This is a genomic window from Actinomycetospora chibensis (genome assembly GCF_028737215.1).
In the GTDB taxonomy this organism is placed as follows: Bacteria; Actinomycetota; Actinomycetes; order Mycobacteriales; family Pseudonocardiaceae; genus Actinomycetospora; species Actinomycetospora chibensis.
This window is the reverse complement of record NZ_JAQZAM010000013.1, coordinates 161,233-182,973: the sequence shown is the minus strand read 5'-3', so window position 1 is coordinate 182,973 and position 21,741 is coordinate 161,233. Positions and strand designations below refer to the sequence as shown.

20 protein-coding genes are annotated in these 21,741 nt (G+C 74.4%); 7 read left to right on the top strand and 13 right to left on the bottom strand.

Annotated elements, in window-relative coordinates; translation table 11 throughout:
* Positions 1–95 precede the first annotated feature (95 nt).
* From PH189_RS20625 to PH189_RS20610, 4 genes are all read right to left on the bottom strand, one after another.
* On the bottom strand, positions 96–1,262 hold the full coding sequence (locus tag PH189_RS20625) for an RtcB family protein (protein WP_274190707.1): 1,167 nt from the start codon (positions 1,260–1,262) through the stop codon (positions 96–98).
* Positions 1,263–1,362: 100 nt separating this feature from the next.
* A complete protein-coding gene (locus PH189_RS20620) occupies positions 1,363–2,166 on the bottom strand; it encodes an IclR family transcriptional regulator (protein ID WP_274190706.1) in 804 nt (267 codons plus the stop codon).
* A 46-nt stretch (positions 2,167–2,212) separates the two neighbouring features.
* A complete protein-coding gene (locus PH189_RS20615) occupies positions 2,213–3,457 on the bottom strand; it encodes an MFS transporter (protein WP_274190705.1) in 1,245 nt (414 codons plus the stop codon).
* 55 nt (positions 3,458–3,512) lie between these two features.
* Positions 3,513–5,123: a bifunctional 3-(3-hydroxy-phenyl)propionate/3-hydroxycinnamic acid hydroxylase gene (locus PH189_RS20610; protein WP_274190704.1), complete on the bottom strand. Its 1,611-nt coding sequence runs from the start codon at positions 5,121–5,123 to the stop codon at positions 3,513–3,515.
* Positions 5,124–5,218: 95 nt separating this feature from the next.
* Between PH189_RS20610 and PH189_RS20605 the strand changes: the two genes are divergently transcribed.
* The 3 genes from PH189_RS20605 to PH189_RS20595 are packed head-to-tail and all read left to right on the top strand — an operon-like array spanning position 5,219 to position 8,078.
* Positions 5,219–6,178 carry an amidohydrolase family protein gene (locus PH189_RS20605; protein ID WP_274190703.1) on the top strand — a complete coding sequence of 320 codons (960 nt, stop codon included), beginning with the start codon at positions 5,219–5,221 and terminating at the stop codon, positions 6,176–6,178.
* A complete protein-coding gene (locus tag PH189_RS20600) occupies positions 6,175–7,023 on the top strand; it encodes a dioxygenase family protein (protein ID WP_274190702.1) in 849 nt (282 codons plus the stop codon). Before PH189_RS20605 ends, PH189_RS20600 begins: the two co-directional genes overlap by 4 nt.
* A gap of 5 nt (positions 7,024–7,028) precedes the next feature.
* The gene (locus PH189_RS20595; RefSeq protein WP_274190701.1) at positions 7,029–8,078 is read left to right on the top strand and encodes a maleylacetate reductase; all 1,050 of its coding nucleotides are present in this window, start codon (positions 7,029–7,031) and stop codon (positions 8,076–8,078) included.
* Here the strand turns inward: PH189_RS20595 and PH189_RS20590 are convergent.
* Both PH189_RS20590 and PH189_RS20585 read right to left on the bottom strand, forming a co-directional pair.
* Positions 8,050–8,712: a maleylpyruvate isomerase family mycothiol-dependent enzyme gene (locus tag PH189_RS20590; RefSeq protein WP_378014990.1), complete on the bottom strand. Its 663-nt coding sequence runs from the start codon at positions 8,710–8,712 to the stop codon at positions 8,050–8,052. The two genes, PH189_RS20595 and PH189_RS20590, sit on opposite strands and share 29 nt — an antisense overlap.
* Positions 8,713–8,768: 56 nt before the next feature.
* Positions 8,769–9,398 carry a TetR/AcrR family transcriptional regulator gene (locus PH189_RS20585; RefSeq protein WP_274190699.1) on the bottom strand — a complete coding sequence of 210 codons (630 nt, stop codon included), beginning with the start codon at positions 9,396–9,398 and terminating at the stop codon, positions 8,769–8,771.
* A gap of 70 nt (positions 9,399–9,468) precedes the next feature.
* Here PH189_RS20585 and PH189_RS20580 point away from each other — a divergent pair, with 70 nt between their 5' ends.
* On the top strand, positions 9,469–10,623 hold the full coding sequence (locus PH189_RS20580; protein WP_274190698.1) for a cytochrome P450: 1,155 nt from the start codon (positions 9,469–9,471) through the stop codon (positions 10,621–10,623).
* Between the two features lie 50 nt (positions 10,624–10,673).
* On the opposite strand, the gene PH189_RS20575 is transcribed toward PH189_RS20580, so the two are convergent.
* On the bottom strand, positions 10,674–12,005 hold the full coding sequence (locus tag PH189_RS20575) for an FAD-dependent oxidoreductase (protein ID WP_274190697.1): 1,332 nt from the start codon (positions 12,003–12,005) through the stop codon (positions 10,674–10,676).
* 43 nt (positions 12,006–12,048) lie between these two features.
* Positions 12,049–12,621, bottom strand: a complete 573-nt coding sequence (locus PH189_RS20570) for a PadR family transcriptional regulator (RefSeq protein WP_274190696.1) — start codon at positions 12,619–12,621, stop codon at positions 12,049–12,051.
* A gap of 69 nt (positions 12,622–12,690) precedes the next feature.
* On the opposite strand from PH189_RS20570, the gene guaA reads away from it, so the two are divergent.
* Both guaA and PH189_RS20560 read left to right on the top strand, forming a co-directional pair.
* A complete protein-coding gene (gene guaA / locus PH189_RS20565; protein ID WP_274190695.1) occupies positions 12,691–14,259 on the top strand; it encodes a glutamine-hydrolyzing GMP synthase in 1,569 nt (522 codons plus the stop codon).
* A gap of 7 nt (positions 14,260–14,266) precedes the next feature.
* The gene (locus PH189_RS20560; protein WP_337994178.1) at positions 14,267–15,388 is read left to right on the top strand and encodes an aminotransferase class I/II-fold pyridoxal phosphate-dependent enzyme; all 1,122 of its coding nucleotides are present in this window, start codon (positions 14,267–14,269) and stop codon (positions 15,386–15,388) included.
* 73 nt (positions 15,389–15,461) lie between these two features.
* On the opposite strand, the gene PH189_RS20555 is transcribed toward PH189_RS20560, so the two are convergent.
* A complete protein-coding gene (locus PH189_RS20555; protein ID WP_274190694.1) occupies positions 15,462–15,908 on the bottom strand; it encodes a MarR family winged helix-turn-helix transcriptional regulator in 447 nt (148 codons plus the stop codon).
* Positions 15,909–15,981: 73 nt separating this feature from the next.
* Here PH189_RS20555 and PH189_RS20550 point away from each other — a divergent pair, with 73 nt between their 5' ends.
* Positions 15,982–16,353 carry a cupin domain-containing protein gene (locus PH189_RS20550; RefSeq protein WP_274190693.1) on the top strand — a complete coding sequence of 124 codons (372 nt, stop codon included), beginning with the start codon at positions 15,982–15,984 and terminating at the stop codon, positions 16,351–16,353.
* Here PH189_RS20550 and PH189_RS20545 read toward each other — a convergent pair.
* The 4 genes from PH189_RS20545 to ureA are packed head-to-tail and all read right to left on the bottom strand — an operon-like array spanning position 16,331 to position 21,643.
* Positions 16,331–17,671 carry an MFS transporter gene (locus tag PH189_RS20545; protein ID WP_274190692.1) on the bottom strand — a complete coding sequence of 447 codons (1,341 nt, stop codon included), beginning with the start codon at positions 17,669–17,671 and terminating at the stop codon, positions 16,331–16,333. The two genes, PH189_RS20550 and PH189_RS20545, sit on opposite strands and share 23 nt — an antisense overlap.
* Complete coding sequence (locus PH189_RS20540; RefSeq protein ID WP_274190691.1) at positions 17,668–19,341, bottom strand: amidohydrolase; 1,674 nt, start codon at positions 19,339–19,341, stop codon at positions 17,668–17,670. The genes PH189_RS20545 and PH189_RS20540 overlap by 4 nt, the downstream gene beginning before the upstream one ends.
* Positions 19,342–19,352: 11 nt before the next feature.
* Positions 19,353–21,041, bottom strand: coding sequence for an urease subunit alpha (locus tag PH189_RS20535; protein WP_274190690.1), 1,689 nt, complete (start codon positions 21,039–21,041; stop codon positions 19,353–19,355).
* Entirely contained in the window at positions 21,038–21,643 is a 606-nt protein-coding gene (gene ureA, locus PH189_RS20530) for an urease subunit gamma (RefSeq protein WP_274190689.1), read from the bottom strand. Before ureA ends, PH189_RS20535 begins: the two co-directional genes overlap by 4 nt.
* Positions 21,644–21,741: the final 98 nt, after the last annotated feature.

Below are 21,741 nucleotides of genomic sequence, written 5' to 3'. Positions count from 1 at the left end.
GCCCCGGACGAACGAACGGCGCTTTCGCTGCTTGCGATGCAACGACAGCGCCGTTCGTTCTGTCGGAGGTCCGGCCGGACGGGCCAGCTCGCGTCCTAGGAGCCCTTGACGTTCACGATCTGCCGCAGGGTGTGCCGGACCTCGACGAGGTCGGCGGCGTCGGCCATGACCACGTCGACGTCCTTGTACGCCGCGGGGATCTCGTCGAGGAACGCCTCGGCGTCCCGGAACTCGATCCCGGCCATGGCCTCCCGCAGCTGGTCGTGCGTGAAGGTCTTCCGGGCCGCGGTCCGCGAGTACGCCCGGCCCGCCCCGTGGGGCGAGCTGTGCAGCGACGCGGGCTCGCCCTTGCCGGCCACCACGTACGACGCGGTGCCCATCGACCCCGGGATCAGGCCGGCCCGACCGGCCGAGGCATCGATGGCGCCCTTCCGGGAGACCCAGACCTGCTCGCCGAAGTGCTCCTCGGACTCGGTGTAGTTGTGGTGACAGGAGATCCGCTCCTGCTCCACCACCTCGGTGCCGACGAACTCCGAGGTCTGCCGCACGACCCGGTCCATCATCTCCTCGCGATTGAGCAGCGCGTAGTGCTGGGCCCACCGCAGCTCGCGGATGTAGGCCCAGAACTCCTCGGTGTCCTCCGTGAGGTAGGCGAGGTCCGGGTCGGGCAGGTCGACGCCGGCGCAGGCCTCGCGCGCCACGGCCGTGTGCCGCTGGGCGATCTTGTTGCCCACGCCCCGGGACCCGGAGTGCAGGAACAGCCACACCCGGTCGGCCTCGTCGACGGTGACCTCGATGAAGTGGTTGCCGCTGCCCAGCGTGCCGAGCTGCGCCTCCCACCCCTTCTTGTCCCGCGACGGGTCGAACCCGGCCTCCTCGGCGAGGTTCGTGAGCTCCTCGACCCGCGGCACGGAGGTCGCCACGACCTTCCGGTTGTGGTGCCCGGCCCCGAGCGGGATCGCCCGCTCGATCGACTCCCGCAGCGGCGCGAGCGACCCCTGCGCCCGCAGCTCCCCGACGTCGAACTGGGTCCGGACGGCCGCCATCCCGCAGCCGATGTCCACGCCCACGGCCGCCGGCATGATCGCCCGCAGGGTCGGGATCACCGAGCCGACGGTCGCGCCCCGGCCGAGGTGCGCGTCGGGCATGAGTGCGACGTGGGGGTGGATGAACGGCATCGCCGCGGTCCGCTCGGCCTGCTCGCGCGTGCGCGCGTCGAGGATCGACGCCCAGTTGACCAGACGCTCGCGGATCTTCTGCATCGTGTTGCCTCCTCTCCGCGGCGCGGGTGCCGTCGGACGGGGAGGGACGCTAGCCGCGAGATCGGGTCGGGGCCGCCCATTTGCGCGGAGCACGAAGTGCTCAGGCCACGCCGAGCTCCGCGGACATGGCGGCGGTGGCCTCGAGCAGCGCCGCGGTCACGTCGCGCAGGACGTGCTCCGACGCCGCGCGCTCGGGCAGGGCCAGGGCGACCACGAGCGGGAGGGAATCGCCGGTGGTGAGCACCGGCGCGGCCACCGAGGCGATGCCGGGGATGACGCCGCCCGACGTCCGGGCGTAGCCCAGGCGCCGGACCTCCTCGACGACGGCGTCGACCTCGCACGTCGAGCCGGCGCCGGTGTCGGCCTCCTGGGCGCGCAGGACGGGCTCGGTGAGCGAGCGGGGCAGGTGGGCGAGGTAGACCCGGCCCACCGACGACGTCAGCATCGGCATCGTCGCGCCCACGCGCACGGTGATCGGGAGCGCGTAGGCGCCGTAGTCCCAGCGCACGATCACGGGCCCGTGGTCGCCCCACACCGCGAGGTTGACCGCGTGGCCCGTGCGGTCGCGCAGGCCCGGGATGTACTGCGAGACCAGCCCGACCTCGTCCATGCGCCGCAGCGACTCGGCGCCGAGGCGGCGCAGCGCCGGACCCATGTCGTAGAGCCCGGAGCTGCGCGACTGCGCCACCATCCCCGCACGCCCCAGGCTCACGAGGTAGCGGTGCGCCTTGCTGGCGCCCATCCCGCTGGCGTGGGCGATCTGCGTGAGGCTCATCGGCCCGCCGCCGCGCTCGAGGGCGTCCAGCACCGTCATCGCGATCTCGACCGACTGGATGCCCTGACGGGAGGCGCCCGACGCGCTCTGCGGTTCGGGGTCGTCGTCCTGCGCGCCGGCGGGGGCCACGCCGGGGAGCGTAGTCACGGCCCCGTCATCACCCGGGCCACGATCGTCACGCCGTGACCCGCGCCGTCTCGGACGTCACCGAGCGGGACCGGATCGCCGGGACCGCCACCGCCAGCAGCGCCCCGACGATCCCGGGGACGGCGAACAGGTAGAAGTTCCACGCCACGCCGAGCCCGGAGGACAGGATCGCCGCGCCCACCAGCGGGCCGGCGATCGCGCCGAGGCGCCCGATCGACAGCGCCCAGCCGATCGCACGGCCGCGCAGCTCCGGCGGGTGGTGGCCGACGATGTAGGCGTTGGTGAGCACCTGCGAGCCGATGAGTCCGAGGCCGCCGATGAACATGAGCAGGAACAGGACCCCGAGCGCGGGACGGGCACTCATCACCAGCAGGCTCGCGGCGCCGGCGAGGAACGCGACGGCCACGACGGGCTTGATGCCGACGCGGTCGGCGATCCGTCCGCCGAGGACCATGCCCACACCGGCGCCGACCCACAGAGCCGCGGTCTGCAGCAGCGAGGAGCCGAGCGAGTAGCCGGCGGTCTGCATGATCGTCGGGAGCCAGGTGCTGATGCCGAACACGAGCAGCAGGCCGCAGAACGACATCGCCCAGAACAGCAGCGTCGCGCCGCGCACCCCGGGGGCGAGCAGCGGGCGCAGGCCCAGGAGGTCGCCGCGTGAGGTGCCGCCCGACTCCTCGTGCACCGGGCTCTCGGGGAGCATCCGGATCGCGAGCGGGAGCAGCACGATCGCCGGGGCCGCGCCGATGACGTAGATCCAGCGCCAGCTCCCGCCGGTGAGCAGGGCGGCGCCCAGCAGCGGGGCGAGCAGGGCGCCGGCGGCGTAGCCGGACATCATGATGCCGACGTTGCGAGCTCGGCGTTCCGGCGCGGAGAGGTCGGCGACATAGGCCGTCACCGTCGGCAGCACGATGCCCAGCCCGACGCCGACGGCGAGGCGGGCGGCCCCGAACAGGGCGAAGGTCGGCGCGATCGCGCACACGAGCATGCCGAGGGAGAACAGGCCCGCGCCGCCGATCAGCAGCCGCCGGCTGCCGGCCCGGCGGATGGTGGCCGCGCAGATCGCGGCACCGAGCAGCATCCCGATGGCCACCAGCGAGCCGACGGTGCCGGCGGCGGCCTTGTCCGCGCCGAAGCCGCGGTCGGCGAGCAGGGACGGGACGGTGACGCCGTAGCAGGCGAGGTCGTAGCCCTCGAGCGCGGCGAAGCCGGCCGAGAGGACCAGGACGAGGCGCTCGGTGGCGCGTGCGGGTGGGTCCGGAGGGAGAGTCATCGGGGCTCCTGGCGTCGTCGGCGAGGGTGGCTGCGGGCTGGTCAGTGCTTGCCGGTCAGTGCTGGAGGGCCGGGCTGGGCGCGCCGAGCGCCGCGACGAGCTCGCGGGCCAGCGCGTCCGTCGTGTCGGCGTCGGTCGCGGTGCCGAAGACGTAGAAATCGGGACGGACGGCGGCCGCGACGGCACCGAGGGACGCGAGCCAGGCCAGGTGGGTGCCGTCGGTGTCCAGGAGGCCGTCCACGACGGCCCCGGGTCGCGGGTCCGTGTGCAGGGCGACGACGCGGACGCCCGCGGCGGCGAGGGTCGCGGCGGTGTCCTCGTCGAGGGTGACGCTGCGGGCGTCGAGCAGCAGGTGGGCACCGTGCCCCGCGACCTGGTCGAGCCGGTCGCGCACCGTGCCGTCGTCGACGACGCCCTGCACCGCGAGCTCCCCGCGCCCGGGACCCGACGCCGTCGCCAGCAGGCCGTCGAGCAGCCCGGGGAAGCGGATGGTGTCGGGCTTCTGGTTCGCCGCCCGGCGCCCGAGCAGGACGCGGTCGCGCTCGGCGGCCCGCTCCGGGTCGCGCACCGTCTGCTGGCGACCCAGCTCGATGCCCTTCTCGATCACCGCACGGACGTGGGGCTCGCGCTCCTGCTGGTAGGTGTCGAGGACGTCGTCGGCGAGCCGGCCCCGCAGGACGGCGTCGAGCTTGAACGCGATGTTCTGGGCGTCGCGGATCCCCGAGCACATGCCCTGCCCGAGGAACGGCGGCATCTGGTGCGCGGCGTCGCCGGCGAGCAGGACGCGCCCGACCCGCCAGCGGTCGGTGACCAGGGAGCGGAACGTGTAGGTGGCGACGCGGATGAGCTCGGCGTCGTCGCGGGAGAGCCAGCGGGTGGTGCGCGCCCACACCTTCTCGGGGTCGCGCTCGACGTCGAAGTCCTCGACCGAGTCGAGCATGTAGCTGAAGCGGTGGTGCGCCGGACCGAGCGAGATGATCGAGGTGGGGCCGGCCGGGTCGCCGACCTGCCGCGCGGTGGGCACGGTGTGCGCCGCGGCGGCGTCGCGGAAGCGGAAGTCGCACACCATCCAGGGCTCGGAGAACCCGTAGTCCTCCATCGCCAGCCCGAGCGCGGAGCGCACGAAGCTGTTGCCGCCGTCGCAGGCGATCACCCAGCGGGCCCGGACCCGGTGCGGCTCGCGGCCGCCGACCCGGAGCTCGACGTGGTCGCCGTGGTCGGCCAGGCCCGTGACCGGGCTGTCGAAGCGGACGTCGACTCCGGCCTCGCGGGCGCGCCGGTCGAGCGCGTCCTCCAGCTCGGGCTGGTACATCATGTACCACTCCGCCCAGCCGCTGCGGCCCGTCTCGGCGAAGTCGTGCTCGATGAGCAGCTCGCCCGCGGCATTGCGCCACTCGTAGTTCCGCTGCACGTGCAGCGTCGGCACCAGCTCCTGCGCGACGCCGAGACGCGCCAGCGTCCGCATCGTCTCGTCGTCGAAGATCGCCGCCCGGGGCAGGTTGTAGAGCCCGGCGTAGCGCTCCAGCGCGACGACGTGGTGTCCGGCGGCGCCCAGCAGCGCGGCCGTCGCCATCCCCACGGGCCCGTAGCCCACGACGGCCACGTCCACGGTCTCGGAGTCGGGGGTCGAGCTCCGCTGCGCTCCGTCTCCGGCGCTCTCGATCATGCGTGCTCCTCCTGTGAGGTTTGACACCGACGAACGGTAGGATTCATCATTGAGGAAGTCAATGCGCGATGGTGAATCTCAGGAGCGAGGTCAGGATGCGGACGATCGGGCTGGAAGAGCACTTCGTCACCGAGGAGCTCGCCGGGTACGGCGCGGGCACGGCGACGATCGCGGAACCCCACGTCTGGGCGGAGATGTCGCGCCGGCTGCTCGACCTCACCGGGGCGCGGCTCGAGCGCATGGACGCCGCCGGGCTCGACGTGCAGGTGCTCTCGCTGAACTCGCCTGGCCTGCAGGCCGAGCCGGACGCCGCGACGGCGGTCTCGCGCGCCACCGCCGTCAACGACCTGCTCGCCGCGACGATCGAGGCCCACCCGACACGGTTCGCGGGCTTCGCCGCGCTGCCGCTGCAGGACCCGCAGGCCGCGGCGAAGGAGCTCGAGCGCTCGGTGACGCAGCTCGGCCTGCGCGGGGCGCTGGTCAACGCCCACACCCAGGGCCGCTACCTCGACGACCCCGAGCTGCGCGTCGTCTGGGAGTACGCGGCCGGCCTCGACGTCCCGCTGTACCTGCACCCGGCCAACGGCGTCGACGCGGCGGACGTCCTGTCCGGCCACCCCGAGCTCATCGGCCCGATGTGGAGCTGGGGCACCGACACCGCGTCGCACGCCCTGCGGCTGATCTTCTCCGGGGTGTTCGACGACTTCCCCGAGGCGAAGCTGCTCCTCGGGCACATGGGCGAGGCCCTGCCGTTCGTGCTCTGGCGCCTGGACTCGCGCTGGGACTTCCATGCCCACCACGGCATCGAGCTGGCCCGCGGGCGCCCGTCGGAGTACCTGCGCCACAACCTCTACATCACGACCAGCGGCGTCTGCTCCGCCGCGCCGCTGCTGTGCTCGCTGCTCGCGCTGGGGTCCGACCACATCCTCTTCGGCACCGACTACCCCTTCGAGGAGATGGACGTCGCCACCGAGTTCCTGCGCACCGCCCCGATCAGCGAGGCCGACCGCGCCAAGATCGCGCACGGCAACGCCGAGCGGCTGCTGCGGCTGTGAGCACCGGACTCACGGACGAGGTGCTCGCGAGCTTCGCGTCCACCCCGGACCAGCGTCTGCGCACGATCCTCGAGCGCGTCGTCGTGCACCTCCACGAGCTCGTGCGCGAGGTGGAGCCCACCGTGGCCGAGTGGGAGACCGCGATCGGCTTCCTCGCCGACGTCGGCGCGATGTGCGACGACACCCGCCAGGAGTTCATCCTGCTCTCCGACGTGCTCGGGGTGTCGTCGCTGGTGGAGACGCTCAACGGCTCCCCTGAAGGCACCGAGAGCACCGTGCTCGGCCCCTTCCACATGACGTCGTCCCCGGCGCGCGAGCTCGGGGACAGCATCGACGACGTCGGCGGCGGGCGGCGCGCGCTGGTCACCGGCCGGGTGGTCGACCCGGCCGGGCGGCCCGTGCCCGGCGCGGAGATCGACGTCTGGCAGTGCACCGAAGACGGTTTCTACGACGTCCAGCAGCCGGACGTGCAGCCGGCGGGCAACGGGCGCGGGCTCTTCCACGCCGACGACGAGGGCCGGTTCCGGTTCCGGACCGTCGTCCCGGCCCACTACCCGATCCCCACCGACGGACCCGTCGGCGCGCTGCTGGGCACCACCGGGCGTCATCCCTACCGGCCCGCGCACGTGCACCTGCTCGTCTCGTCGCCGGGGTTCGAGACGCTGACGACGCACCTGTTCGTGAAGGGCAGCCCGTACCTCGTGCAGGACGCGGTGTTCGCGGTGAAGCCCGACCTCGTCGTCGATTTCGTGGAGGTCGATCAGGTCACCGAGGGGATGGACCGGCCGTACCGGCACGCGGACGTCGAGATCGTGCTGGTCCCCGCCTCCTCGGACGTACGTTGACGGGCATGCGCTTCGTCCACGACGCCCTGCCGATGCGCGTGGTGTTCGGCCCCGGCCGCCTCGCCGAGCTGGGCGAGGAGGTCGAGCGCCTGGGGCTGACCCGGGTGCTGGTGCTCGGGACCCCGGAGCAGGAGGCGACGCTGCAGCGGGCCGCGGACGGGCTCGGCGGGCGCGCTGCGGGCGTCTTCGCGGGCGCGCGGCAGCACGTGCCGGTCGAGGTGGCCGGCGCGGCTGCCGACCGGGCCCGGGAGCTCGACGCGGACGGCTGCGTCGTGGTCGGCGGCGGGTCGTCGGTGGGGCTGGGCAAGGCCGTCGCGCTGCGCCACGGCCTGCCCGTCGTCGCCGTGCCGACCACCTATGCCGGCTCGGAGATGACCCCGATCTGGGGGCTCACCGAGGACGGGGTCAAGCGCACCGGTCGCGACCGGGCGGTCCTGCCGCGCTCGGTCGTCTACGACCCCGAGCTGACCGTCTCCCTGCCGGTCGGCCTCTCGGTGACCAGCGGGCTCAACGCCGTCGCCCACGCCGTCGAGGGGCTGTGGGCGCCGGACGGCACGCCGATCACCGCGGTGATGGCCGAGGAGGGCGCGCGGGCGCTGCTGGCGGCACTCCCGGTGATCGTGGAGACGCCCGACGACCTGGACGCGCGGTCCGGGGCGCTGCAGGGCGCGTGGCTCTGCGGCGCGGTGCTCGGGGCGACGACGATGTCGTTGCACCACAAGCTCTGCCACGTCCTGGGTGGCTCGTTCGACCTGCCGCACGCCGAGACCCACGCCGTGGTGCTCCCGCACGTCGTGGCCCACAACGGCCCCGCCGCGCCCGCGGCGGCCGCCGCGCTGGGCCGGGCGCTCGGGGTGGGCCCCGACCCCGACACGGTGGCGAAGGCCCTGGCCGCCCGGGCCCGCGACCTGGGCGCCCCGACCTCGCTGGCGGCCCTCGGCATGCCCGCCGACGGGCTGCCCCGCGTCGTGGAGCAGGTGCTCGCCGCGCCCTACGCGAACCCCGCCCCGGTGACGCGGGAGAGCCTCATGGGGCTTCTCGAGGCGGCGTTCTAGCGAGTCGGCTGCGCAGGGCCGCGACACCGGGTCCGTCGAGGTCATCGAGGTGGGCGGCGCGCCCGGCCATGACCATGACGAGCGCCAGCGTCGGACCGGTGACCAGGGGGCCGTCGCCGGCGGCGAACGGGCCATCGGTGGCCTCGAGGCGCAGGCCCTCGCTCACCGTCTTCCCGGCGACCGTGAAGTCGCGGCTCGCGACGAACTCGGCGACCGTGGTGGTCGTCTCCACGGGCGGCGTGCGCACGATCCCGAGCGGGCGGCGGATGTCCTCGCCGTGGATGACGACCTCGCCGAGCCACGCCGCCTTCGGGCCCCACGTCGACGTCGTGCTGTCCTGCACCGCCCGAAAGCGCGCGAGGGTCTCCGCGGGCGTCGTGCCGCGGTGTTCGGCGAGCCGGCGGTCGTTGTGCCGGTCGAAGTCGAACCGCGCACCCAGGACGCTGCGCACCCAGCGCCAGGGCCCGATGCTCGCGGCGGCGGTGAGGTGGGCGACGGTCTCCTCGACCGTCCACCGGTCGGACAGCGACGTCGTCGCCCACTGCGCGTCGGTGAGCCCGGCGAGGTCGTCGGCGAGCGCGGCCCGCTCGACGTGGGTGGCGGCGTAGACGGTGCGGGGGTCGGCCACGGGCATGAGGATCCCTTCCTCGGCGGGTGCGTCGAGAGGTGGACGGCCGCCGCGCCGCGAACTCATCGATGCTCCGCACGTGGGTGTTCCGGGTCGTCAGGACGACCGAGAACACTCACGTGGCCGAAGGCCATCCGCAGGTGGGCGTCGAGGGTGGCGACGGCGTGGTCGGCGGTGACGTGACCGCCCAGGACGTGGACGGCCAGCCCCTCGACGAGCGAGAGCAGGCCGGTGGCGGCCTGCTCGGGCTCCAGGGCGCCACGTCCTGCGGACCGGATCTGCTCCGCGATCATGGCGCGCATCCCCCGGGTGTCCTCGCGCAGCCGGGTCGCCACGGTGGGGCGGCTCGCGGCGTAGGCGTGGAAGGCGATCGCGACCCGGCCCTCGAGCACGCGGTCGTCGTCGACCGGCAGGAGCTGGACGAGCAGGGCGCGCACGACTGCCCGTGGCCCGTCGTGCGTGGTCGGGTCGGCCTCGAGACGGGCCTGGACGCGGGCGGAGACGACGTCCAACGCGAAGACCATCATGTCGTCCTTGGTGCGGAAGTAGTGCTGCACCATCCCCGCGGTGACCCCGGCCTCGGCCGCGACGTGGCGCAGGCTCACGTCCATCAGGCCGCGGGTGGCGGCGACGCGGAGCAGGGCGTCGGCGAGCAGCGTCCGGCGCTCGTGGGGGTCGACCTGCTTCGGCACGGCGTCACCTTGTCACATTGCACTTGTATCGTCATCCTTCTCGTGGCATCGGCACTGTGGAGGAGGAGCCGTGGAGCAGGCGCTGCCGCTCGAACGCCCGGACCCGGTGGGGCCGCCGGCGTACGACCGGACGGCCGGATCCGTGAGCCGTGTCGTCCGCGACGATGGGCGCCGCGCGTGGCTCGTCACGTCCTACGACCTGGTCGCGGCCGGACTCGCCGACCGGCGTCTCGGGCTCGTGCCGCCCGGGGTCCCCGTCGACGAGCGCGCGTCGTTGTTCCAGGACGGGCCGGCGCACGCCCGCCTGCGCCGCCTCGTCGCGCGGGCGTTCACCCCGCGCCGCATCGCCGATCTGGCGCCGCGGGTGACCGCGCTCGCCGAGGCCCACGTCGCGGCGCTCGTGGACGCCGACGGCCCGGTCGATCTGGTCGACGTGCTGTCGACGCCCCTGGCCGTCGGGAGCCTCGGGCTGCTGCTCGGTGTCGACCTGGCCGAGCACCCCGAGTTCCGGAGTCTGGTCGAGGACGCCCTGCGCGCCGATCCGGCGGCCGCTACGGGCGACCCCGCCCAGCTCGCCGAGGCCGAGCGCGCGTGGGGCGCGCTGAGCGCGTTCACCGCCGGGCTCGTCGCGGCCGCCCGGCAGGACCCCGGTGCGGATCTCCTCAGCGCCCTCGTCGCCGTGGACGACGCCGACGACGGGCGGCTGGGCGACGGCGAGCTGGTCGCCCTCGTCAGCGCGCTGCTGGCGGCCGGGGTGATCACGGTGCGGGGAGGGCTCGCGGTCGCCGTGGTCCACCTGCTGCGCACCGACGCCCTGGCCGGCCTCGCCGAGCGGGCCGACGTCGAGGCCCTCGTCGACGAGCTCGTCCGGCGCCTGGGTGTCGAGGTGTTCCCGCGCTGGGCCCAGGAGGACCTGGAGATCGGCGGCGTCGCGGTCGCGGCCGGCGACGAGGTGCTCCTACGGATCGAGGCCGCGAACCACGACCCGGCCCGCTTCGACGACCCCGAGGCGTTGTGCCCCGGCCGGCGCGGCCCGCACCTGGGCTTCGGGCGGGGCCCGCACCACTGCCTGGGCGCGGCGCTGGCCCGGCTGGAGATCACCGCAGCGCTGACGGCCCTCTCACGACGGGCTCCGAACCTGCGCCTGGCCGTCCCGCTCGCCGAGGTGCCCTGGCATCGCGGCGACGTGGACGCAGGACCCCTCGCACTGATGCTCCGCACGTGAGTGTTCCGGGTCGTCAGGACGACCCGGAACACTCACGTGGCCGGAGGCCCTCACACGAGCTCGGAGTCCCGCACCTTCTGGAAGCCGCGGGCCATGCGGCGCTTGGCGGGCGGGATGCGGTCGACCAGGCGCATCCCGGTGCGCTGGGCCAGCACCGAGAGCGGGCCGATCACCGGGCGACGGGCGGTGCCGTTGTCGTTCATGAACTCCAGCGACTCGCGCACGGCGAGCGACGAGTACCGGCGCATGAGGTCCTCGTACTCGCCGACGGCCTCGACGAGCCCGAGCTCCCCGTCCCGCACGCGCACGAGCCGGTCGCGCAGCTCGCGGGCGTCGCGCAGCGCGGTGTTGGCGCCCGCCCCGCGGCCCGGGGTCATCGTGTGGATCGCGTCGCCGAGCATCGTCACGGTGCTCGGGGTCCACGCCGGGACCGGGTCGGCGGTGCGGATGCTCAGCGCGACCGCCGCGCCGGGGTCGGAGGTGGCGATCAGGTCGAGCCAGCGCGGGTCCCAGTCGGCGCCGAGCTCGCCGGCGAGGGCGACGAGGTCGGCGCCCTCGCGCTCGAGCACGTCGGCCGGCGCGAGGGTGCGGGACGTCGTGATCGCCCAGGACACGTGGTCGGTGGTGTTGTCGAAGCGCAGGCCGGGCCAGCGCTCGACGAGCCCCTCGTCGTTGGAGCCCGGACCGTCGACGCCGCCCCACGGCATCCGCATCACGTGCGTGATCCCGAACTGGCCCCGGCGGTCGAAGCACATGCCGAAGCCGTTCCGCACGGGGTCCGGCAGCAGGGCCTCGGTGCGCTCGGTGAGCAGCGTCTTCCCGCCGATGCCGACCAGGCCGGTCTCGGTGTGCCTGGCGTGCGGGAGGTACTGGCGCCGCACCGGCGAGCCCGCGCCGTCGGCGCCGACGAGCAGGTCGCCGGTGTCCGAGCTGCCGTCGTCGAAGTGCGCGGTCACGCGCCCGTCGGGGTGCTGGGAGTAGTGCGTGAAGCGGCGGTCGAACGTGATGACGTCCTCCATGCCCGTGAAGAGGACCTGGCGCAGGGTCATCCGGCTGACGTTGTGCTCGCTGTCCTCCGGGTCGCCGCTGGTGTGCGGCAGGTCGTCGAACGACATCGTGAGCAACGTCCGGTACCGCTCGGTGAGCATCGCGAGCGTGTCGTAGGGCGCGGCGGTGGTGGCCACGAACGTCGCGAAGAGCTCGGGGGACAGACAGGCCTTGAGTGCTCGGGCGCCGTTGGGGGAGATGCCGACCCGGTAGCCGTGCAGGCCGCTCGTCCGGGTCCGGTCGCGTTCGTGCACGGCGACGTCGACGCCGGCGCGGCGCAGGCCGTGCGCGAGGCACATGCCGCCGGTCCCGGCGCCGATGATGATCACCTTCATGGCGTGTCCTCCCCGCCGGTGTCCGCCCGGCGTGCGATGTCGGTCAGTTCGGCGCGGCGCGGTCCCAGGTGAGGGCGCCGGAGCGGAGGTCGTCGAGCAGGGCGGCGATCCAGGCGACGTCGGTCTCGAGGTGCGCGATCGCGTACTCGGCCTCGACGACGACGATGCGCGGCAGGAACGCGGGCGCCGTCTCGAGGTCGTGGCGCACGCGCTGGAGCTCGCTGCGCCGGTCGGACAGGCGCAGGGCCAGCGCGTCCGCGGCGACCTCGGGGTCGAGCAGCGGCAGGTGGGCGAGCGCGGCGGTGAACTCGGCGAACTCGTGGCGTGGCGCCGTGAGCATGTCGAGGGTCCAGGTGATCGCCAGCTCGCGGCCGGCGTCGGTGGCCGCGTAGACGGTGCGCTCCGGCCGCGTCGCCTCCCGTTCGGTGGCCCGGGCGACGAGCAGGTCGTCGCGCACGAGGCGGTCGATCGTCTTGTAGAGCTGCGAGCGCTGGCCGACGTTGACGACCTGGTCCTTGCCGCGCTCCCGCAGGAGCTGCTGCATCCGGTACGGGTGCATGGGCTCCTCGGCGGCGAGAGCGAGGACGGCGAGGGCGAGTCCGGAGCGCTGAGTCATGGTAGCGAGGACACTAGTGTCATGGACACTACAAGGCAAGGACGTCCCGGTGGTGCGCCTTCCGGCACGATGGGGGCCGTGAGCTCCAGTGGTGACCGCCCCGTCCTCGTCGTCGACTACGGCGCGCAGTACGCGCAGCTCATCGCCCGGCGGGTGCGTGAGGCGCAGGTGTACTCCGAGGTCGTCCCGCACACGACGGCCGTCGACGACATGCTCGCCAAGGACCCGGCGGCGATCGTGCTCTCCGGCGGGCCGGCGAGCGTCTACGCCGACGGGGCCCCGGGCGTCGACCCCGCGCTGTTCGACGCCGGGGTGCCGGTGTTCGGCATCTGCTACGGCTTCCAGCTCATGGCCGGCGCGCTCGGCGGCGTCGTCGAGAACACCGGCGCGCGGGAGTACGGGCGCACGGAGCTGTCGGTGACCGATCCCGGGCGCCTGCACGACGCCCTGCCTGTCGCGCACCCGGTGTGGATGAGCCACGGCGACGGCGTGACCAAGGCGCCCGAGGGCTTCACGGTCACCGCGTCGTCGCCCGGTGCGCCGGTCGCCGCGTTCGAGGACGTGGCGCGCCGGTTCGCCGGTGTCCAGTACCACCCGGAGGTCGGGCACTCGCCGCACGGCCAGGAGGTGCTGCGCCGCTTCCTGCGCGACGTCGCCGGCGTCGACGCCGACTGGAACACCGCGAACATCATCGCCGAGACCGTCGACGCGATCCGCGCGCAGATCGGCCCGGAGGGTCGCGCCGTCTGCGGCCTCAGCGGCGGCGTCGACTCCGCGGTGGCCGCGGCGCTGGTGCAGCGGGCGATCGGCGATCGCCTCACCTGCGTGTTCGTCGACCACGGCCTGCTGCGCGAGAGCGAGCGCGGCCAGGTCGAGCGCGACTTCGTCGCGGCCACGGGCGTCGACCTCGTCACCGTCGACGCGGCGGAGACGTTCCTGCGCGAGCTCTCGGGCGTCGTCGACCCGGAGGAGAAGCGCAAGATCATCGGCCGGGAGTTCATCCGGTCCTTCGAGGGCGCGGCGCGCGAGGTGGCCGAGGGCAAGGGCGCGGACTTCCTGGTCCAGGGCACGCTCTACCCCGACGTCGTCGAGTCCGGCGGCGGGTCCGGCGCGGCCACCATCAAGTCGCACCACAACGTCGGCGGTCTGCCCGACGACCTGCAGTTCTCGCTGGTCGAGCCGCTGCGCGCGCTGTTCAAGGACGAGGTGCGCAAGGTCGGCGCCGAGCTGGGCCTGCCCGAGACGATCGTGCGTCGCCAGCCGTTCCCCGGTCCGGGGCTCGCGATCCGGATCATCGGGGCCGTCGACGCCGACCGGCTCGCCACTCTGCGCCGCGCCGATGCGATCGCCCGCGAGGAGCTGACCTCGGCCGACCTCGACGAGGTGATCTGGCAGTGCCCGGTGGTCCTGCTCGCCGACGTGCGCTCGGTGGGTGTGCAGGGTGACGGGCGCACCTACGGGCACCCGGTGGTGCTGCGTCCCGTCTCCAGCGAGGATGCGATGACCGCCGACTGGACCCGCCTGCCCTACGACGTGCTCGAACGCATCTCCACCCGGATCACCAACGAGTGCGCTGAGATCAACCGTGTGGTCCTGGACGTGACGAGCAAGCCGCCGGGGACGATCGAATGGGAGTGACCGACTAGTGGCCGAGACGATCTTCAGTGAGATGTCCCGGCTGGCGCTCGAGCACGACGCGATCAACCTCGGCCAGGGTTTCCCGGACACGCCGGGCCCGCACGAGGTCGTCGACGCCGCCGTCGCCGCCATGCACAAGGGATGGAACCAGTACCCGCCGGCGGTGGGCATCGCGTCATTGCGTACGGCGATCGCGGAGCACCAGCGCCGCTGGTACGGCCTCGACGTCGAGGCGACCGGCGGCGTGGTGGTCTGCTCCGGCGCGTCCGAGGCGCTCTCGTCGGCCATGACCGCGCTGCTGCGTCCCGGCGACGAGGTGATCGCGCTCGAGCCGTACTACGACCTCTACGGGGCGACCGCGCAGCTGCTCGGCGCGCACCTGGTGCCCGTGCGCATCCACGCGCCCGACTACGCGCTCGACCCCGCGGCGCTGCGGGCGGCGGTCACCGGGCGCACCCGCATGATCGTGCTGAACACCCCGCACAACCCCACCGGCGCGGTGCTCTCGCGCGACGAGCTGCAGGCGATCGCGGACGTCGCGATCGAGCACGACCTCATCGTGCTGGCCGACGAGGTCTACGAGCACCTGGTGTTCGACGACAACGTCCACGTCCCGATCGCGACGCTGCCGGGGATGTTCGAGCGCACGATCACCGTCGGCTCGGGCGGCAAGACGTTCTCGGTGACCGGCTGGAAGATCGGCTGGGCGACAGGCCCGGCCCCGCTGGTCGAGAAGGTGCTCGGGGTCAAGCAGTGGTTCTCCTTCGCCGCCGGCACGCCGTTGCAGCACGGCATCGCGGTCGGGCTCGAGCTGCCCGACAGCCGGCTCGCCGCCCTGGGCGCCGACCTCGGACGCAAGCGCGACCTGCTCACCGACGGCCTGCGCGAGCTTGGCCTCGAGGTGTTCCACTCCAAGGCGACGTACTTCGTCACCGCTGACGTCGCGCCCCTCGGCGTCACCGACTCGCTCGAGTTCTGCCGCTCGCTGCCCGAGCGCGTCGGCGTCGCGGCCGTCCCGAACCAGGTCTTCCACGCCTCGCCCGAGGGCGTCGAGACCCAGGTCCGCTTCGCGTGCTGCAAGCGCGACGAGATCCTCGCCGACGCCCTGCTGAGGCTGCGCAAGCTCTGAGGCCCGGGGTGTCAGCGAAGTGCCGTCGCTGACGTTGAGTGTCCGTATTCTTCCGTCGATCACTCGCGGCCGGTCACCACGCGGGGCGCAGCGGCCCCGGGGTGACGACGCGGCGCAGCATCGCGTGCAGGGCGCCGAGCGACGCCCGGGGCAGCACCTCGTTCCAGCCGGCGACGACGTCGGCGGCCGCCGCCTCCGCCGCACGGGTGCACGCCTCGCCCGCCTCGGTCAGCCGCAGCAACCGCGCGCGGGCGTCACGGGGATCGGGCTCGCGCACGACGTAGCCCCGCTCGACGAGCCCCGCGACGAGCTGGCTCGCGGCCTGCTTGGTCGTCCCGAGGTGCTCGGCGAGGTCGACGACCGTGGTGTCCGCCGCCGCGATCCGGGCGAACGCGAAGCCGTGCGCGGGCCGCAGGTCGTCGTACCCGCGAGCCGCCATGCCCTCTCCGATGCCGTCGACCACCTCGGTGGCGGCGCGCAGCACGAGCATGGCCAGGTCGGTGGCAGCACGGTCGTCCACGCCCGCACCTTGACACACCGGTCAAGCAGACTGACCATATGGTCAATCACATTGACTATCCCGAGGAGTCCCGATGCCCGTCCTCCGCCCCGCCGACGCCGTCCGCCACGAGGTGCACGGCGCGTCCTTCCACGCCCTCGTCGCCCCGTCGCGCGGCAGCGCCGAGCTCTGCGCCTGGCGCCTCGAGGTCCCACCGGGCCAGGTCGGGGCGCCGCACCGGCCGAGCCGCGAGGAGGTGCTGCTGGTGCTCGACGGCGAGCTGACCGTGGTCCTCGACGGCCACCCGGAGACGGTCGTCGCCGGCGACGTCGTCCTCGTCCCGGCCCGCGCCGAGCTGCGCGTCGACGGCGGGACGACGACGGCGTCCGTCTGGGTCACCACGTCGCCCGGTCTTGAGGCGGAGCTCGCCGACGGCTCCCGGCTCACGCCTCCCTGGGCGCAGTAGGCCGGCTGTCCTCGAGGGACAGCTCGCCCTCGGGCACGTAGAGCCGCGGCGCCACCATCCCGCTCACCACGGTGATCAGGGCGATCCCGACCAGCAGGAGCCCCGGCGCCCACGAGCCCCCGCCGGCCGCCGCGAGCACCGCGGTGGCGACGAGGGGGACGAAGCCGGACACGATCCCCGCGAGGTTGGCGGCGAGCGCGATGCCGCTGTAGCGCAGGCGCGCCGGGAAGAGCCGGGCGAGCAGGTCGCCGGAGACCGCGTACGGGATCGAGAGCATCGCGACCCCGAGCGTCACGCCGAACACGACCGCGGCGGCGTTACGGGTGTCGAGGAGCCAGAACATCGGCAGCGCGACGACGGCGGACGCGACGCCCCCGAGCACCGTCACCCGCGCGGCCCCGAAGCGTTCCGCGAGGCGGCCGCCGATCACGAGCACCCCGATCTCCACCACGGCGGCGACGAGGGTCGCGCCCAGCACCAGGGGTCGCGGCAGGTCGAGGTCACCGGTGGCGTAGCTGATGACGAACGTGGTCGCGAGGTAGAAGCCCCCGACCCCGAGCAGCGCGGACCCGGCGCCGACGAGCAGGCCCGGCCACGCGCCGGTGATCACCTCGCGGACGGGGGCGGACGCGCGGGCGTCCTCGGCGAGCAGGCGGTCGAACAGCGGCGACTCCTCGACGCGCCGCCGCAGCCACAGGGCCACGGCGACCAGCGGGAACGCCGCGAGGAACGGGAGGCGCCAGCCCCAGGAGTCGAAGTCCTCGGGCGGCAGCAGCGCCACGAGCAGGAACGCGCCGGAGGAGAGCAGCGTGCCGACGGGTGAGCCGATCTGGGGCATCGCCGCGTACCGCCCGCGCTTCTCCGGCGGGGCGTGCTCGACGGCGAGGGTGATCGCGCCACCCCACTCCCCGCCGACCGCGACGCCCTGCAGCAGGCGCAGGAGGGTCAGCAGCACCGGCGCCGCGACGCCGATGTCGGCGAAGTCGGGCAGCACACCCACGAGACCGGTGACGATGCCGATCATGACCACGGTGATCAGCAGGCAGGCGCGCCGCCCGATGCGGTCGCCGAGGTGGCCGAAGATGATCCCGCCGAGCGGGCGCGCGGCGAACCCGACGGCGAAGGAGGCGAACGCGGCGAGGGTGGCGACCACGGCGTCGTCGGTGGCGAAGAACAGCCGGTTGAACACCAGGGACGCGGCGGTGCCGTAGAGGAAGAAGTCGTACCACTCCAGCGCGGTGCCGACGAAGGCGCCGACGGCGACGCGGCGGGCGTCGGCCGCGGTGGGGGTGCGGTCCGGGGACGAGGTGTCGCTCATGAGGGGTCTCCGTCGGGCGGCAGTCCCAGGGCGTCGGCGCCGTGCGTGGCGCGCCCGCCCCGGAGGGTGGCGACGACCTCGATGTCGCCGATGCGGTCGGTGTCGACGCGGGTGAGGTCGTCGCCGAGGACGACGAGGTCGGCGGCGAGGCCGGGCGCGAGCCGCCCGCGGACGTCCTCGTCACCGGCGATCCAGGCGGCGTCGACGGTGTAGGCGCGCAGCGCGGCTTCGACGTCGACGGCCTCGTCGGCGCCGAGGACGCGCCCCGCCGCGGTACGGCGCTGCACCATCGACGCCATCCCGCGCAGGGGGTGCCCGTCGGCGACGCACGGCCGGTCCGAGCTCGCGGGCACACGCACGCCGGCCCGCAGGAACGACGCGTGGCGGTAGAGCAGGCCGGCGCGCTCGTCGCCGACGGCGGCGGCCATCGAGTCGCCGATCTCGTACAGGAAGCGGGCCTGCGGAATCGGCGTGACGCCGAGGGCGGCCAGGCGCGAGAGAGCGGCGTCGTCGACGACCCCGGCGTGCTCGAGGCGGTGCCGGGGTGGGCGCACGCCGGGCCAGGGCCGGTCGGCGGCCGCGGAGAAGGCGTCCACCGCGGCGTCGACGGCCCGGTCGCCGATGGCGTGCGCGGCGACGGTCCAGCCGCCGGCGACGGCCTCGACGAGGGCGTCGTGCAGGACCTCGGGCTCGGCGCCGAGGTAGCCGGCGTGGTCGCGATCCGCGTAGGGCTCCCGCATCGCCGCCGTGCGCGAGCTCAGGGCGCCGTCGAAGAAGATCTTCGCGGGTCCGATGCGGAGCTCGTCATCACCGAGGCCCGGCCGCAGCCCGAGATCGAGGCCCCGCCCCGCCCCGCCGGGCGCGTCGTGCAGCACCGAGATCTCGGGCATGAGGTCGACCCGCACGGTGAGGTCCCCGCGCTCGCGGGCGAGCTGGTAGGCGGCCAGCTCGCGCGGCGAGCGCCCGATCCACCCGCCGGCGATCCCGGCCTCGGTGACGTGGGTGAGGCCCTCCCGGGCGAACACGGCGGTGGCGCGCGCGATCGCGTCGGCCAGGTCGGTCACGCCGTAGGGCCGCAGGAGGTCGCCGGCCAGCGCCTGCGCGGCCTCGAGCAGGACGCCGGTGGGGTCGCCGGCGTCGTCGCGGACGATCACGCCCCCGGCGGGGACGACGGCCTGCCCGTCCAGCACGCCGGCCCGCGCCAGGACCACGGTGGACACTGCGCAGACGTGCGCGGAGCGGTGCTTGAGCCACACCGGCCGGCCGCCGCCGGCACGGTCGAGCGCGTGCCGGTCCGGCGAGCCGCCGAGCGCGACGTCGTCGTAGCCGCTGCCGACGACGAAAGCGTCGGGCGGGAGCTCGGCCGCCCGAACGGCGACCGCGTCGTAGACGGCGTCGAGGTCGCGCAGCCCGCCGAGGGGGATCTCGGCGAGCGACTGCCCGAACCAGGCTGTGTGCTGGTGGGCGTCGTCGAATCCGGGCACCACCGTCGCGCCCCCAACGCCGGCCACGCGGCGCGCCCGCACCCCGGCCGGGAGCTCGTCGTCCTCCAGCACGGCGAGGATGCGGCCCTGGTGGACGGCCAGCGCCCGGCCGCGCGGGCGGGCGTCGTCGAGGGTCAGGACGTCGGCGTCGCGCAGCAGGAGGTCGATCTCCAGTTCGTCGGACACGGGAGGCCTCCTCACGCCAGGTGGTGGAGTCGGGTCAGGGGCAGGTCCACGGCGTGGTGCAGCGGCACCTCGCGGCCGTCGACCCGCACCGGCGCCGGCTCACCGGGGATCTCGACGTCGGGGGTCGCGGTGTTGAAGAGCATGTCCGCGGCGCCGAGGCCCCGGCTGTCCGCGATCGCGGTGTAGCGCGGCCCGATCGGCAGGGCGGCACGCGTGGCCGGGTCGTCGAGGCACGCGGCGGCGACGAACTGGTGGGACAGCCGGGCGGGCGCACCGCCGCGGGCCCCGTGGAAGCCGCGCATCCGGCGGGGCTGACCGATCCGCGTCGAGCCCGACCCCGACCCGGCCGCGCCCCAGGCGACGAACCCGGACTTGATCACCAGTTCGGGCACCGCCCCGAACCAGGCGGGCGACCACAGCACGATGTCGGCGACGCGGCCGGCCCGCAGCGAGCCGACGTGCCCGGCGAGCCCGTGCGCGACGGCCGGGTTGTGCGTGAGCTTGGCGAGGTAGCGCAGGACCCGCGCGTTGTTCGCGACGTCCGGACCGGTCTCGCCGGCGAGGTGGGCCTGCACGTGGGCGAGCTGCCAGGTGCGGCGCACGGTCTCGCCGATCCGGCCCATGCCGAGCGCGTCCGAGTTGATGATGGAGATGGCGCCGTCGTCGTGCAGCCGGTTCTCCGCCGCGATGGCGTGCTCGCGGATGCGGCTCGCGGCGATGGTCCGGTCGCTGGGCAGGTCGGGGTGCCCGCGGTGCACGGTCATCGTCATCGGGCCCAGCTCGCGGACGGTCGCGGCGGTGAGCGGGAGGGTGGGCGTGGTCGACGACGTCAGGACGGAGTCCCGGCCGACGATGCGCAGCAGGTCGGGGTGCCCGCCGCCGCCCTCGACGTGGTACGCGTGCACGGTCCGCCCGCCCACGGCGTCGAGCGTGTCCTCCAGGAAGCCGGACTCGTTCAGGGTGTCGGTGTGCAGGGCGACGGGGAGGTCGGCCTGCTCGGCGACGCCCAGACAGGTGTCGACGGCGTCCGGGCCGGCGCCCCAGTCCTCGTGGACCTTGAATCCGCCCGCGCCGGCGAGCACCGCCCGCTCCAGGAGCTGGGCCGAGCCGGACGACCCCCGGGCGAGGAACGCGGCGTTGACCGGCGCGCCGGTCCAGGAGGCCATGAGCGTGTGCAGGTTGGGCGCGGGGTTGGCGCCGACGTCCCAGACGCCGCCGATGCCCATGCCGACCAGCGTCGTCACGCCCGCCGAGAGCGCGGCCGGGACGAGGTCGGCGTTGGAGAGGTGGACGTGGGAGTCCACGGCGCCCGGCGTCGCGACGAGGCCCTCGCCCGGCACCATCGCGGTGTGGGCGTCGACGACGAGCTCGACGCCGTCCTGGACGTCCGGGTTGCCGGCACGGCCCACCCCGACGACGCGCCCGTCGGCGATGCCGATCGAGGTCTTGCGGATCCCGAGGACGGGGTCGAGCAGGAGGACGCCCAGCACGACCATGTCGAGCGCGCTGTCGCGGGGCGCGCGGTCGGTGACCAGCGCGCCCTGGCGGGCGGTCTTGCCGCAGCCGCCGAGCATCTCCTCGCCGGGCTCGGTGTCGTCGGCGGCCACCTCCACCCACAGGTCGGTGTCGCCGAGGCGCACGCGGTCACCGGTCGTGGGGCCGTAGAGCCTCGCGTACTCGGCGCGGTCGAGGGAGCTCACCGGGCGACACCTCCCAGGCGCACGGCCGTCGCCGCCCGCGTCGTCCCGGCCTCCACCCGCAGCGCCGTCCCGGCGGCGATGTCGAGGCGCAGGCGCGCGGGGTCGGCGTCGTCGGTGTCGACCTCGTCGTCGACCTCGACGCGGAGCCGCCGGTTGAGCCGGTCGAGCGGGACGTGCGAGGTGACCCAGACCGGCTGGTCGCCCTCGTTGTGCAGGCGGACCCCGCAGCGGGCCCGGCCCGGGGCGAGCTCGACCGTCCCGGCGGCGGGGCGGACGGCGCCGGGGCCCTCGGGCGTCGGCGGCCCGAACGGCCGGTCGACGTGCACGAGGGTCGTGCCGTGCGGGAACAGCGCCTCGACCTGCACCGACGGCACGGTCGTGGCGACGCCCGCGAGCACCTGGTCGGGCCCGACGATCCCGTGCGCGCGCCGCACCACCTCGTCGAGGTCGTGACCGTCCCAGGCCAGCTCGCAGATCTCGTCGCACACCAGCGCGACCGCCTCCGACGCCCCGAGCCGGGCGCCCCGCGCGAGGCGACGACGGGCGAGCTCGGCCGCGCTGTGCAGCAGCACCCTCTCCTGCTCGCGGGGGATCAGGTGCACGGCGTCCTCTCCGGTGACGGCCTCGGTGGTGAGCGCTCCAGCGTGCCCGGACCGTCCGGCGCACGGAAGGCGTCCTCGTCGCGTCCCGCGCGCCCTAG